12 protein-coding genes are annotated in these 13,142 nt (G+C 60.3%); 6 read left to right on the top strand and 6 right to left on the bottom strand.

Translation table 11 applies throughout. The features are described from left to right. Positions 1 to 92: 92 nt before the first annotated feature. On the bottom strand, positions 93 to 1,628 hold the full coding sequence (gene gpmI / locus HU725_RS21315; RefSeq protein ID WP_186476288.1) for a 2,3-bisphosphoglycerate-independent phosphoglycerate mutase: 1,536 nt from the start codon (positions 1,626 to 1,628) through the stop codon (positions 93 to 95). 205 nt (positions 1,629 to 1,833) lie between these two features. Here gpmI and HU725_RS21310 point away from each other — a divergent pair, with 205 nt between their 5' ends. The 3 genes from HU725_RS21310 to secB are packed head-to-tail and all read left to right on the top strand — an operon-like array spanning position 1,834 to position 3,028. Further along, positions 1,834 to 2,247 carry a rhodanese-like domain-containing protein gene (locus HU725_RS21310; RefSeq protein ID WP_186476289.1) on the top strand — a complete coding sequence of 138 codons (414 nt, stop codon included), beginning with the start codon at positions 1,834 to 1,836 and terminating at the stop codon, positions 2,245 to 2,247. Position 2,248: 1 nt separating this feature from the next. After that, a complete protein-coding gene (grxC, locus tag HU725_RS21305; RefSeq protein WP_060480434.1) occupies positions 2,249 to 2,503 on the top strand; it encodes a glutaredoxin 3 in 255 nt (84 codons plus the stop codon). A gap of 39 nt (positions 2,504 to 2,542) precedes the next feature. Next, positions 2,543 to 3,028, top strand: a complete 486-nt coding sequence (gene secB / locus HU725_RS21300; RefSeq protein WP_186476290.1) for a protein-export chaperone SecB — start codon at positions 2,543 to 2,545, stop codon at positions 3,026 to 3,028. A 74-nt stretch (positions 3,029 to 3,102) separates the two neighbouring features. On the opposite strand, the gene trmL is transcribed toward secB, so the two are convergent. Further along, positions 3,103 to 3,564, bottom strand: coding sequence for a tRNA (uridine(34)/cytosine(34)/5-carboxymethylaminomethyluridine(34)-2'-O)-methyltransferase TrmL (gene trmL, locus HU725_RS21295; protein ID WP_060480432.1), 462 nt, complete (start codon positions 3,562 to 3,564; stop codon positions 3,103 to 3,105). Here trmL and HU725_RS21290 point away from each other — a divergent pair. Then, positions 3,563 to 4,000: a hypothetical protein gene (locus HU725_RS21290; RefSeq protein WP_186476291.1), complete on the top strand. Its 438-nt coding sequence runs from the start codon at positions 3,563 to 3,565 to the stop codon at positions 3,998 to 4,000. The genes trmL and HU725_RS21290 overlap by 2 nt on opposite strands. A gap of 357 nt (positions 4,001 to 4,357) precedes the next feature. On the opposite strand, the gene ntrC is transcribed toward HU725_RS21290, so the two are convergent. The 4 genes from ntrC to glnA form a co-directional block, all read right to left on the bottom strand. Beyond that, positions 4,358 to 5,794 (bottom strand): nitrogen regulation protein NR(I), encoded by a 1,437-nt coding sequence (ntrC, locus tag HU725_RS21285; protein ID WP_186476292.1) that lies wholly within the window; start codon positions 5,792 to 5,794, stop codon positions 4,358 to 4,360. Beyond that, positions 5,791 to 6,876, bottom strand: coding sequence for a nitrogen regulation protein NR(II) (glnL, locus tag HU725_RS21280; RefSeq protein ID WP_186476293.1), 1,086 nt, complete (start codon positions 6,874 to 6,876; stop codon positions 5,791 to 5,793). Before glnL ends, ntrC begins: the two co-directional genes overlap by 4 nt. A gap of 264 nt (positions 6,877 to 7,140) precedes the next feature. Continuing rightward, positions 7,141 to 7,683, bottom strand: coding sequence for a chorismate mutase (locus HU725_RS21275; RefSeq protein WP_186476294.1), 543 nt, complete (start codon positions 7,681 to 7,683; stop codon positions 7,141 to 7,143). 150 nt (positions 7,684 to 7,833) lie between these two features. Beyond that, on the bottom strand, positions 7,834 to 9,240 hold the full coding sequence (gene glnA, locus HU725_RS21270; RefSeq protein ID WP_060480427.1) for a type I glutamate--ammonia ligase: 1,407 nt from the start codon (positions 9,238 to 9,240) through the stop codon (positions 7,834 to 7,836). Between the two features lie 425 nt (positions 9,241 to 9,665). Here glnA and thiI point away from each other — a divergent pair, with 425 nt between their 5' ends. After that, positions 9,666 to 11,120, top strand: coding sequence for a tRNA uracil 4-sulfurtransferase ThiI (gene thiI, locus HU725_RS21265; protein WP_186476295.1), 1,455 nt, complete (start codon positions 9,666 to 9,668; stop codon positions 11,118 to 11,120). 127 nt (positions 11,121 to 11,247) lie between these two features. After that, entirely contained in the window at positions 11,248 to 13,068 is a 1,821-nt protein-coding gene (gene typA / locus HU725_RS21260) for a translational GTPase TypA (protein WP_060480640.1), read from the top strand. The last annotated feature ends 74 nt before the right edge of the window (positions 13,069 to 13,142 follow it).

The following is a 13,142-nucleotide window of genomic DNA, read 5'->3' as shown; positions in this document are numbered from 1 at the left end:
CCTAGTATGGAGCAGCGGCAAGCGCCAAGCTACCTGCGGCAAGAAAAAGCGAGCAATGGCAGGCCTGATCTTGCCGCGTGCAGCTGGCAGCGTCAGGCGTCGAGCAGGATCGAGGTGCCGGTCATTTCAGCCGGTTTTTCCAGGCCCAGCAGCTTCAGCATGGTCGGCGCCACGTCGGCCAGTACGCCGCCTTCGCGGACCTTGACCTTGCGTGTACCGACATAGATGAACGGCACCGGCTCACTGGTGTGCGCGGTGTGGGCCTGGCCTGTGCAGGCGTCTTCCATCTGTTCGACGTTGCCGTGGTCGGCGGTGATCAGGGCCTCGCCACCGACCTTGTCCAGCGCCTGAACGATGCGCCCGACACAGGTGTCCAGGGCTTCGACAGCCTTGACTGCAGCGTCGAAGACACCGGTGTGGCCGACCATGTCGCCGTTGGCATAGTTGGCCACGATCACGTCGAAACGCTGCTGCTCGATGGCTTCGACGATGCGGTCGGTCACTTCAGACGCATTCATCTGCGGCTGCAGGTCGTAGGTGGCAACCTTCGGCGACGGGATCAGGATGCGCTCTTCGCCCTCGAATGGCTCTTCGCGGCCGCCGGAGAAGAAGAACGTGACGTGTGCGTACTTCTCGGTTTCGGCGATACGCAGCTGAGTCTTGCCGTTTTTCGCCAGGTACTCACCCAACACGTTGTCCAGGCTGGACGGTGCAAAGGCGGCCGGAGCGGCAATTTTGGCCGAGTACTGAGTCAGGCCGATGTAGGCGGCCATCTTTGGCAGACGCGCCCGTGGGAACTCGTTGAAGTCCGGTTCGACGAAGGCACGCGACAGCTCACGAGCACGGTCGGCGCGGAAGTTCATGAAGATCACCGCATCGCCGTCTTCGACCTTGACCGGTGCGCCGATGCGCGTGGCCTTGACGAATTCATCGTTCTCCTCGCGGGCGTAGGCCGCTTCCAGGCCTGCCAGTGCGGTGTCGGCGCTGTAGTCGGCCACGCTGTCGACGATCAGGTTGTAGGCCGCGCTGACGCGGTCCCAGCGGTTGTCCCGGTCCATCGCGAAGTAACGGCCGATCAGGCTGGCGATGCGGCCCTTGCCGAGCTTGGCGAAAGTCGCGTCGAGCAGTTCGATCGACGACTGCGCGCTGCGTGGCGGGGTATCGCGGCCGTCGAGGAAGGCGTGCAGGTAGATGTTCTCGGCGCCACGCTGGGCGGCCAGTTCGGCCATGGCGACCAGGTGGTCCTGGTGGCTGTGCACGCCACCGTCGGACAGCAGGCCGAGGATATGCACGGCCTTGCCGGCGCCGACTGCCTTGTCCACCGCGCCACTTAGCACGGGGTTTTCGAAGAATTCGCCATCGCGGATGGCCTTGGTCACGCGGGTGAAGTCCTGATAGACGACGCGCCCGGCGCCGAGGTTCATGTGGCCGACTTCAGAGTTGCCCATTTGCCCATCTGGCAAGCCGACATCCATCCCGGAGCCGGAAATCAGGCCATGCGGCTGGGTGGCGCGCAGACGATCGTAGACCGGGGTGTTGGCGGCGTAAATGGCGTTGAATTCGTGGCTTTCGCTATGGCCGAATCCATCCAGGATGATCAGGACCAGGGGTTTGGGCGTGCTCGTCATCAATCAAACTCACGGTTGTTCAAAGATGATAAAGACACGCATTTTAGGGCAAATGCGCCATCTGCGGCGAATAATCGTCCTGCCACCCGACCGGCGCAGGCCTGCGGCAACATGAACCTACCTTTACCACCGGCCCATCGGGCTTTGGTGGCACAGGGGGGCTGTGTATACTGGGCGGCATTTTCAATCGCCTGGAACACCGCTGATGGTTGCTCACCTGATTCAATTCGCGACAGATCACTACATCCTGGTGGCGATCTTCGTGATTCTGCTGGTTGCCTTGCTCGTCAACGAACTGCGCCGTGGTGGCCAGAGCCTGAGCAATGGCCAACTGACCGCGCTGGTCAATGCCGAGCAGGCACTGGTCATCGACATTCGCCCGTCCAAGGAGTACTCGGCCGGCCACATCGTCGGTGCGCTGAACATTCCACAGGACAAAGTTGCCAGCCGCATGACCGAGCTGGAAAAACACAAGGCCAAGACCCTGATCGTCGTCGACGCGATGGGCCAGCAGTCCGGCGCGGTCTGCGGCGAGCTGATCAAGGCTGGTTTCACCGCCGCCAAGCTCAGCGGTGGCGTTTCCAGCTGGAAAGCCGATAACCTGCCCTTGGTGAAGTGATATGAAGCCTGTCATCGTCTATTCCAGCGACTATTGCCCCTACTGCATGCGCGCCAAGCACCTGCTCCAGAGCAAGGGCGTGGCCTTCGAGGAAATCAAGGTCGACGGCAAGCCGCAGGTGCGTGCCGAAATGAGCCAGAAGGCGGGCCGTACCTCCGTGCCGCAGATCTGGATCGGCAGTACCCACGTCGGTGGATGCGATGACCTTTACGCCCTGGAGCGCGCCGGCAAGCTCGACGCGCTGCTGGCGCCCTGACTTGCCCTGCATTCAAAACCATTAGGATAAGGATCTGCCATGACTGACCAACAGACCAACGGCGCTGCTGCAGAAGACAACAGCCCGCAGTTCTCCATGCAGCGCATCTACGTGCGTGACCTGTCGTTCGAAGCCCCGAAAAGCCCGCAGATCTTCCGTCAGGCCTGGGAGCCGAGCGTTGCCCTGGACCTGAACACCAAGCAGAAGGCCCTTGAGGGTGACTTCCACGAGGTGGTGCTGACCCTTTCGGTTACCGTGAAGAACGGTGACGAAGTCGCATTCATCGCTGAGGTTCAGCAGGCCGGTATCTTCCTGATCAAGAACCTCGACGCTTCGTCGATGAGCCACACCCTCGGCGCGTTCTGCCCGAACATCCTGTTCCCTTACGCCCGTGAAACCCTGGACAGCCTGGTGACCCGCGGCTCGTTCCCGGCCCTGATGCTGTCGCCGGTCAACTTCGACGCCCTGTACGCTCAAGAACTGCAGCGCATGCAGGAAACTGGCGAAACGCCTACCGTGCAATAATTCTGCCGGTATCGAAAAAGCGCTCCTCGGAGCGCTTTTTTAATGCCTGTGCCGACCTGTTCGCGGGCTAACGGTCAGCTCCCGGCAAACCCATTCTGCCGCCAGGCTTCATAGACGGTCACCGCCACGGTATTGGACAGGTTAAGGCTCCGGCACCCTGGCCGCATCGGCAGGCGCAAGCGCTGTTGCGCTGGCAGGCTATCCAGGACTTCTGCGGGCAGGCCTCGGCTCTCAGGCCCGAACAAAAATGCATCCCCTGGCTGATAAGCCACCTCATCGAAAGGGTGCGAACCCTTGGTGGTGAAGGCGAACAGGCGCGGGTTGCCCAGGCTTTCCAGGCATTGAGCCAGGCTCTGGTGGCGTTTGAGCGTGGCATACTCGTGGTAGTCCAGCCCTGCCCGGCGCAGGCGCTTGTCGTCGAGTTCGAAGCTGATTGGCTCGATCAGATGCAGGGCACAACCGCTGTTGGCGCACAGGCGGATGATGTTGCCGGTATTGGGCGGAATTTCTGGTTGAAAAAGGATGACGTGAAACATGCACGGCTCCAAACGTGAAGATGACGAGCATTCTACCCTCGAACCGGACCTGCGTTCGAAGGCCTGGCCGCGGATGCTGCTTTCCCTGGCGCTGTTTGGCGTGCTGGTGGGCCTGATGATCGGGCGCCTGACGGCCCCGGATGAGCGTGTACTGGAGCAGGTCGAGGTGGTACAGGGTGGCCTGGACCTGTGGTTCAACGAAGCCCCCAAGCTGCATGGCGAAAATGTCGAGGGCACCGTGGCTGTGCTGTTCGAGGCCCAAGGCAAGGCTCAGCGCGGTCAGCTGGACTTGCAGGGTAAGCCGGTGGGCTGGCGTTTGCAGGACAGCGACAAGGGGCTGTTACTGACACTGATTGCCGCGCGCCCCCTGCACGGTGAATGGGCCGGTGCAGAGGACGCTGGGCGTTGGCGGGTGCAGGTGAGGCTGCGCGAATAAAAGAGGGGATTCCCGGCCTGCCTGTACCGAGGTCCCCAAAGGGGGCTACTGCGTATTAAAGAGGGGATGGCCCGGCCTGCCTGTACCGAGGTCCCCGAAAACGGCTACTGCGAATAAAAGAGGGGTCACCCGGCCTGCCTGTACCAGGGCCCCCGAAACTGGGTATGTACCAACCATTGCAGGTGGCGTGCCAGTTTTGCAAAACCCGTGATTACTGGGCCTTGAGGGCAATCTGGCCGTTTTTACAGGGGATTTGTGCCTTGGTGAGGTGCAGCGGGCACAGCAACGGTGCATCACAGGGCAAAAACGACTAAGGCCGCGAAGCGGCCTTAGTGAGTTCATGGACGAAGCACAGGATCAGTGGTCGTCACCTTCTTCGTCATCCCCGCCATCTACATTCATCCCCAACTCTTTGATCTTGCGGGTCAAGGTATTGCGGCCCCAACCCAGCAGCAGTGCCGCATCGCGACGGCGCCCGGCGGTGTGCTTGAGTGCGGTCTCGATCATGATGCGCTCAAAGCTGGGCACTGCGCTGTCGAGCAAGTTCGACTGGCCGCGGGCCAAGGCTTGGTCGGCCCACTGGCGCAGGGCTTGTTCCCAGTTAGTCACCGGCGCAGCATCCTGCGGCAGGTTCAACAGCTCCGGCGGCAGATCGCCAATCAGCACTTCGCGGCTGGAGGCCATCACGGTGATCCAGCGGCAGGTGTTCTCCAACTGACGCACGTTGCCCGGCCATGGCAAGTTGCGGATGAACTCTTCGGTTTCTGGCTTGAGCAGTTTCGGCTCGACCGCCAGCTCCTGTGCGGCACGGCCCAGGAAGTGACGGGCCAGTGCCGGGATGTCCTCGCGGCGGTCTGCCAAGCGGGGGATATGGATGCGGATTACATTGAGGCGGTGGAACAAGTCTTCGCGGAACTTGCCAGCGGTTACCAGTGATTCCAGGTTCTGGTGGGTTGCGGCGATGATTCGCACGTCGACCTTCACCGGCACATGCCCGCCCACGCGATAGAACTCGCCATCGGCCAGCACTCGCAGCAAGCGGGTTTGGGTGTCGGCCGGCATGTCACCGATTTCGTCGAGGAACAGCGTACCGCCGTCGGCCTGCTCGAAGCGCCCGCGACGCAGGTTGGTGGCGCCGGTGAATGCACCTTTTTCATGGCCGAACAGCTCGGACTCCATCAAGTCCTTCGGAATGGCCGCCATGTTCAGCGCAATGAAAGGCGATGCGGCACGTGGGCTGTGGCGGTGCAGGGCGTGCGCCACCAACTCTTTACCCGTACCGGATTCGCCGTTGATCAGTACGGTGATGTTGGAGTGGCTCAGGCGACCGATGGCTCTGAACACCTCCTGCATGGCCGGCGCTTCGCCGATGATTTCCGGGGTGCGGGCCAGCGTTGGGGGTACATCCAGGCCTTGCTGTTCCTGAGCGTGCTGATTGGCGCGCTTGACCAAAGACACCGCTTCGTCGACGTCGAATGGCTTGGGCAGGTATTCGAAGGCGCCGCCCTGATAGGACGCCACAGCGCTGTCCAGGTCGGAATGGGCGGTCATGATGATGACCGGCAGTCGGGGGTGTTGTTCGCGAATCTGCGCCAGCAGGTCGAGGCCGCTGGCGCCGGGCATGCGAATGTCAGAGATGATCACATCCGGTTGCTGGCGAGCCAGGCGGCCCATCACACCATCGGCGCTGTCGAAGCTCTGGGTGGTCATGCCTTCCTGTTGCAGGGCTTTTTCCAGGACCCAGCGGATGGAGCGATCATCATCGACGATCCATACGGTTTCACTTCGGCTCATGAGGCGTTGGCTCCTTGTTCCAAGGGCAGGAAGATCGAGAAGGCGGTGTGCCCTGCGTGGCTTTCGCACTCGATCAGGCCCTGGTGCTGGCTAATGATGTTCTGGGTAATGGCCAAGCCGAGGCCGGTGCCGTCCGGGCGCCCGCTGACCATGGGATAGAAAAGCGTGTCTTGCAGTTCCGAGGGGATACCCGGGCCGTTGTCGATGATCTCGATCCGCGCCGCCAGGCGATGGCGCACGTGGCCGATGGTGAACTGACGCACGGCGCGGCTGCGCAGGGTGATGCGGCCCAGGCGCAGCTCGTTCTGCGAACTGATCGCCTGCATGGCGTTACGCACGATGTTCAGGACGGCCTGGATCATCTGTTCACGATCGATCAGCACATCCGGCAGGCTTGGGTCATAGTCGCGCACCAAAGTGATGCAGCCCTGGCTTTCGGCATCGACCAGGCTGCAGACCCGTTCGAGCACTTCGTGAATGTTGGTCATTGCCAGGGACGGCAGCTTGTTCGAGCCAAGCATGCGGTCGACCAGGTTGCGCAGACGGTCGGCCTCTTCGATGATCACGTTGGTGTAGTCGCGCAGCCCCTCTTCGGGTAGCTCGCGAGCGAGTAATTGCGCGGCGCCGCGGATGCCGCCAAGCGGGTTCTTGATCTCGTGAGCCAGGCCCCGCACCAGCATCTTGGTGGTTTCCTGCTTGCTCAGCTGGGCCTCTTCCTTGGTAATTCGCAACAGGCGGTCGCGCGGGTGGACCTCCAGCAGCAGCAAGGTATTGCCTTGGTGCAGGATGGGCGTCACGGCGTAGTCAACAGTGATGGTCTGCCCGGTCAATGACGTCAGCTGCGCTTCACGCTTGGTGAACGGGTGCGCGTGCTCCACCGCCTGGCGCAATGAGTTGAGCGCTTCGGTCGATTCGGTGAACAGTTCACTGATGAACTGCCCATGGCTGCGCTGGCCGCTGACTGCAAGTAGCATTTCTGCGGCCGGGTTCATGTACTCCAGGCGCAGTTCCGCATTGAGCAGGAGCGTGGCGGTGGTCAGGTTGTCCAGAAGCAGACGGTGCTGTGCATCGCTGATGGTCATAAGGCGTCGTCGACCTCTTTTGGCACTTGTCGGGCAGGCTGCGGCCATTGGCCGGGCGCGCGGTGGAACCGCTGATGCCAGTCTCTGCCCAAGAAACTGCAAGAAACAAACCAAGGCTCTGAAAAGAAGCGGAATTTACTGATTACGGCCTGAATATGCGCATATTCGGACCAGAATGCCCTGATAAATCGATCCGGTGAACCGTTTTGGGGTACAAACCGGCTCACTCGCAGATTTCATGCACCAATATAGAGCATAGGTGGTTCAGGGTGTGTCGCACAGCCGGCCAGTTGCGCGGATCAGAGCCTGCTGAGTCAGATGGTCCACAGGGCGGCCGGCCACGGCATTGGCTAACTCAACGGCGCAGTTTTGCGGTTTGCCCCTGTCGAAGTCGGCCAGTTGCCTGAGCAAGGCGCTCTGTAGCTGGTCCAGTTGAGGGCGGATTTGCCGTTGCAGGTCGCTGCGCGGCTCGTCTGGTGCTGCGCCCACGCGTTGCCAGTGGAAAAGCAGTGTGTACTGCACCAGTTTGTTTGCCTCGATCTGGTCAGCGAAGAACGCCTCGGCGCGCTCTGCAGCCAGGCCATATTCAGCTGCGGCCGCCCGCACATTGGCCACTACTTGCCGTTCACGGGTGCTGGCCTGAACAGGTTGGCCGTTGTCCCACTTGTGCAAGGCGACCGCTTGCGCCAAATCCAGGCGACGCTCGATGGTTTCGAGCAGTGGGCCGAAGGCTAGGTGGTTTGGTTCTGATGCCGCGCAGCCGGTGAGAACAAGGCTGGCGGTTGCCACAAGCAGGGGTGTACGCATGCTGAACCTCCTTTGAGTGAAGGTTCGAGTGTGCAGAAGCTAGGCTGGGCTGCGGGTAGGAGCCTTCCGAAGTTGCTGAAGGCAGAAACAGAAACGGCCTCCCGAGGGAGGCCGTGTCGATCAGCTTATCGACGCCAGGCGCCGATCAGATCAGCAGCTGTAGTACAGCTCGTATTCCAGCGGGTGCACGAAGGTACGGACCTTGATTTCTTCTTCGCTCTTCAGCTCGATGAAGGCATCGATGAAGTCGTCGGAGAACACGCCGCCCTTGGTCAGGAACGCACGGCCTTTATCCAGTTCTTCCAGAGCCTCTTTCAGGCTGCCGCAAACTTGCGGGATGTCCTTGGCTTCTTCTGGTGGCAGGTCGTACAGGTTCTTGTCGGCAGCATCGCCTGGGTGAATCTTGTTCTGGATGCCATCCAAGCCAGCCATCAGCAGGGCCGCGAAGGCCAGGTATGGGTTAGCCGATGGGTCCGGGAAGCGGGCTTCGATACGGCGGGCTTTCGGGCTGCCGACGTAAGGAATACGGATCGAGGCGGAACGGTTGCGAGCCGAGTAGGCCAGCATTACCGGAGCTTCGAAGCCTGGAACCAGACGCTTGTAGGAGTTGGTCGATGGGTTGGTGAAGCCGTTCAGGGCCTTACCGTGCTTGATGATACCGCCGATGAAGTACAGAGCGGTTTCCGAAAGGCCGGCATAGCCTTCACCGGCGAAGGTGTTCTTGCCTTCTTTCCAGATCGACATGTGTACGTGCATGCCCGAGCCGTTGTCACCGTACAGTGGCTTAGGCATGAAGGTAGCGGTACGGCCGTAAGCGTCGGCAACGTTGTGCACGACGTATTTCAGTGCCTGAACTTCGTCAGCTTTCTTCACCAGGGTGTTGAACTTGACGCCGATTTCGTTCTGGCCGGCAGTCGCCACTTCGTGGTGGTGAACTTCAACGGTCTGGCCCATTTCTTCCAGCGCGTTGCACATGGCAGTACGGATTTCGTGGTCGTGGTCGAACGGCGGAACTGGGAAGTAGCCGCCTTTGACGCCCGGACGGTGGCCTTTGTTGCCGCCTTCTACGTCAGCGCCGGTCATCCACGAGCCTTGCTCGGAGAAGATCTTGAACATCGAGCCGGAGATGTCCGACTGGAACTTCACTTCGTCGAAGATGAAGAATTCTGGCTCTGGGCCGGCGAATACGGTGTCACCGATGCCAGTGCTCTTGAGGTACTCTTCGGCGCGCTTGGCGATCGCACGTGGGTCGCGATCGTAGCCCTGCATGCTCGACGGGTCGACGATGTCGCAGGTGATGATCAGGGTCGGCTCTTCGGTGAACGGGTCCAGAACGGCGGTTTCATCGACCGGCATCAGGATCATGTCGGATGCTTCGATGCCTTTCCAGCCAGCGATGGAGGAACCGTCGAACATCTTGCCGACTTCGAAGAAGTCTTCGTCCAGGCCATCACGCGCCGGCATGGTCACGTGGTGCTGGGTGCCTTTGGTGTCCGTGAAACGCAGATCAATCCACTTGACGTCATGATCTTTGATGAGTTGAACCGACTTCGACATGTTGTCCTCCGGATGGTCTAGAGCGCGGTAGGCCGCCGCCCTGGAAAAAGGGTGTTGCTGGGCGCGGATAGTCGGCCAAGCGTACCTGCCTCACAAGGGAGCAAATTGCATGCCAGTGCCCGAAAATGGCGAGCGTGAGATAAAAAGGGGCGTTTGCGGGCATTTGGTGGCGGGCTCGCGGGTAATAGCGCACGGTTTTGATGCGTTTTTTGTTATGTGTGCACTGTTGTGGTGCTTGGCGTCGTTTTTGTGGTGCGTTTGCGATCGAGCGCCGCCCGCGCGGCGCTCGATCTCACAGGCACCCTCAAAAACCGCCCCTTTCATCTATATCAAACCTTCTGATCAAAAGTTGCTCAAATCCTGAGCAATTTCCGCTATAATTCGCGCCCCTCATTTTCGGCAGGCCCTGCGCGCGCTGTTAACCAATGAAACTCATCGTCAAAGTCTTCCCAGAAATCACCATCAAAAGCCGGCCGGTGCGCAAGCGCTTCATCCGCCAGCTCGGCAAGAACATCCGCAACGTGCTCAAGGATCTGGATCCCGAGCTCGCGGTCGATGGTGTCTGGGACAATCTCGAAGTGGTCACCCGCGTCGAGGACGAGAAGGTTCAGCGCGAGATGATCGAGCGCCTGACCTGCACACCGGGTATCACTCACTTCCTGCAGGTAGAAGAATACCCGCTGGGTGATTTCGACGACATCGTCGCCAAGTGCAAACACCACTTCGGCCATCTGCTGGCAGGCAAGCGTTTTGCCGTACGTTGCAAACGTGGCGGGCACCACGACTTCACCTCGATGGACGTCGATCGTTACGTCGGCAGCCAGCTGCGCCAGCAATGCGGCGCCGCCGGCATCGACCTGAAGGCGCCAGAGGTAATGGTGCGTATCGAAATTCGCAACCAGCGCCTGTACGTCATTCACAACCAGCACAACGGCATTGGCGGTTACCCGCTTGGCGCTCTTGAGCAGACGTTGGTACTGATGTCCGGTGGTTTCGACTCCACCGTGGCCGCCTACCAGATGATGCGCCGCGGCCTGATGACCCACTTCTGCTTCTTCAACCTTGGGGGGCGTGCCCACGAGCTGGGGGTAATGGAAGTTGCGCATTATCTGTGGAAAAAGTACGGCAGCAGCCAGCGGGTGCTGTTCATCAGCGTGCCGTTCGAAGAAGTGGTCGGCGAGATTCTCAACAAAGTCGACAACAGCTATATGGGCGTGACCCTCAAGCGCATGATGCTGCGCGGCGCCGCGCACATGGCCGAGCGCCTGCAGATCGATGCGCTGGTCACTGGGGAAGCGATTTCCCAGGTCTCCAGCCAGACGCTGCCGAACCTGTCGATCATCGACTCGGCCACCGACAAGCTGGTGCTGCGCCCATTGCTGGCCAGCCACAAGCAAGACATCATCGACCAGGCCACGCAAATCGGCACGGCCGACTTCGCCAAGCACATGCCCGAATACTGCGGCGTCATCTCGGTGAACCCGACCACCCATGCCAAGCGTCACCGCATAGAACATGAAGAAAAGCAGTTCGACATGGCCGTGCTGGAGCGTGCCTTGGAGCGCGCCAAGTTCATCTCCATCGACCATGTTATCGACGAGTTGGGCAAGGACATCGAAATCGAGGAAGTGGCCGAGGCGTTGCCGGGCCAGATCGTCATCGACATCCGTCACCCCGATGCCCAGGAAGACCAACCTCTGGTGCTGGACGGGGTCGATGTGCAGGCCATGCCGTTCTACGCGATCAACAGCAAGTTCAAGCATCTGGACCCTACACGCCAGTACTTGCTGTACTGCGACAAAGGTGTGATGAGCCGTTTGCACGCACACCACCTGCTCAGTGAGGGACATGCCAATGTGCGTGTTTATCGTCCGACATAAGACGCCAGGGCTGTATGGCGGCAGCATCCGCCATCGCCCTCCCGACCATCGGGCCCGCTGAGCCTCAAACTCTACATATTCGCCGCCTACACTGGCGGCAACCGAATCCTCTGATCGAGATACAGTTGTGATCGAAAATCTGCGTAACATCGCCATCATCGCCCACGTTGACCATGGTAAAACCACCCTGGTCGACAAACTCCTGCGTCAGTCCGGCACTCTGGAGCGTAACGAGCTCAACGACGAGCGCGTCATGGACTCCAACGACCAGGAAAAAGAGCGCGGTATTACCATTCTGGCGAAAAACACCGCCATCAACTGGAATGGCTACCACATCAACATCGTCGACACCCCCGGCCACGCCGACTTCGGTGGCGAGGTTGAGCGTGTAATGTCGATGGTCGACTCCGTGCTGCTGCTGGTCGATGCCCAAGACGGCCCAATGCCGCAAACCCGCTTCGTAACCAAGAAAGCGTTCGAAGCCGGCCTCAAGCCAATCGTCGTGATCAACAAGGTCGACCGTCCGGGTGCGCGCCCTGATTGGGTACTGGACCAGATCTTCGACCTGTTCGACAACCTCGGTGCCACCGACGAACAGCTGGACTTCAAAGTCGTCTACGCCTCGGCCCTGAACGGCATTGCCGGCCTGGACCACACCGCCATGGGCGAAGACATGACCGCCCTGTACCAGTCGATCGTCGACAACGTACCTGCGCCATCGGTTGACCGTGAAGGCCCGTTCCAGATGCAGATCTCCGCTCTGGACTACAACAGCTTCCTCGGCGTTATCGGCGTTGGCCGTATCGCCCGTGGTCGCGTCAAGCCGAACACGCCAGTGGTCGCCATCGACACCAATGGCAAGAAGCGTAACGGCCGTATTCTCAAGCTGATGGGCCACCACGGCCTGCACCGCGTCGACGTGGAAGAAGCCCAGGCTGGCGACATCGTCTGCATCAGCGGTTTCGACGAGCTGTTCATCTCCGACACCCTGTGCGCCCCAGATGCGGTCGAAGCGATGAAGCCGCTGACCGTTGACGAGCCAACCGTTTCGATGACCTTCCAGGTCAACGACTCGCCGTTCTGCGGCAAGGAAGGCAAGTTCGTCACCAGCCGTAACATCAAGGACCGTCTGGACAAGGAACTGCTGTACAACGTAGCTCTGCGCGTTCAGGAAACCGACTCCCCAGACAAGTTCAAGGTATCGGGCCGTGGTGAGCTGCACCTGTCGGTACTGATCGAAACCATGCGCCGTGAAGGCTTCGAGATGGCCGTGGGCCGTCCTGAAGTGATCATCCGCGAAGTCGACGGCGTCAAGCAGGAGCCGTTCGAGAATGTCACCATCGACATCCCTGAAGAATCCCAGGGCAAGGTGATGGAAGAGATGGGCCTGCGTAAGGGCGACCTGACCAACATGGTTCCGGATGGCAAGGGCCGTGTTCGCCTGGAGTACAACATTCCAGCCCGTGGTCTGATCGGTTTCCGTAACCAGTTCCTGACCCTGACCAACGGTGCAGGCATCCTGACTTCGATCTTCGATCGCTACGACACCATGAAGTCGGGCCAGATGTCCGGCCGTCTGAACGGCGTTCTGGTTTCGGTCGAAACTGGCAAGGCGCTGACCTACTCGCTGGAAACTCTGCAGGCGCGTGGCAAGCTGTTCGTCGAACACGGCCAGGAGATCTACAACGGTCAGATCATCGGCCTGAACAGCCGCGACAACGACCTGGGCGTTAACCCGACCAAAGGCAAGAAGCTCGACAACATGCGTGCTTCGGGCAAAGACGAAGTCATCGCCCTGGTACCGCCAGTTCGCCACACCCTCGAGCAGGCTCTGGAATTCATCCAGGACGACGAGCTGTGCGAAGTGACGCCGAAGTCGATCCGTCTGCGCAAGAAGATCCTGGACGAAGGCGAGCGTACCCGCGCTGCCAAGAAAGCCAAGAACTGAGTTAGCTCAGGCTGAATGAAAACGCCCCCGGTCGAAAGGCCGGGGGCGTTTTTGTTTTGAGGGTGCGCGGTTTT

The sequence above is a fragment of the Pseudomonas promysalinigenes genome (assembly GCF_014269025.2).
GTDB classification, from domain to species: Bacteria; Pseudomonadota; Gammaproteobacteria; order Pseudomonadales; family Pseudomonadaceae; genus Aquipseudomonas; species Aquipseudomonas promysalinigenes.
The sequence above is the reverse complement of the archived record's forward strand: the minus strand, read 5'-3'. Positions and strand labels throughout refer to the sequence as shown.

Excerpts from the sequence above, each read along its gene's own strand:
- grxC (WP_060480434.1), top strand. The coding sequence starts at position 2,249 with ATGAAGCCTGTCATCGTCTATTCCAGCGACTATTGCCCCTACTGCATG.
- thiI (WP_186476295.1), top strand. The coding sequence starts at position 9,666 with ATGAAACTCATCGTCAAAGTCTTCCCAGAAATCACCATCAAAAGCCGG.
- trmL (WP_060480432.1), bottom strand. The coding sequence starts at position 3,564 with ATGTTTCACGTCATCCTTTTTCAACCAGAAATTCCGCCCAATACCGGC.
- ntrC (WP_186476292.1), bottom strand. The coding sequence starts at position 5,794 with ATGAGCCGAAGTGAAACCGTATGGATCGTCGATGATGATCGCTCCATC.
- glnA (WP_060480427.1), bottom strand. The coding sequence starts at position 9,240 with ATGTCGAAGTCGGTTCAACTCATCAAAGATCATGACGTCAAGTGGATT.
- HU725_RS21310 (WP_186476289.1), top strand. The coding sequence starts at position 1,834 with ATGGTTGCTCACCTGATTCAATTCGCGACAGATCACTACATCCTGGTG.
- glnL (WP_186476293.1), bottom strand. The coding sequence starts at position 6,876 with ATGACCATCAGCGATGCACAGCACCGTCTGCTTCTGGACAACCTGACC.
- secB (WP_186476290.1), top strand. The coding sequence starts at position 2,543 with ATGACTGACCAACAGACCAACGGCGCTGCTGCAGAAGACAACAGCCCG.
- HU725_RS21290 (WP_186476291.1), top strand. The coding sequence starts at position 3,563 with ATGCACGGCTCCAAACGTGAAGATGACGAGCATTCTACCCTCGAACCG.
- HU725_RS21275 (WP_186476294.1), bottom strand. The coding sequence starts at position 7,683 with ATGCGTACACCCCTGCTTGTGGCAACCGCCAGCCTTGTTCTCACCGGC.
- gpmI (WP_186476288.1), bottom strand. The coding sequence starts at position 1,628 with ATGACGAGCACGCCCAAACCCCTGGTCCTGATCATCCTGGATGGATTC.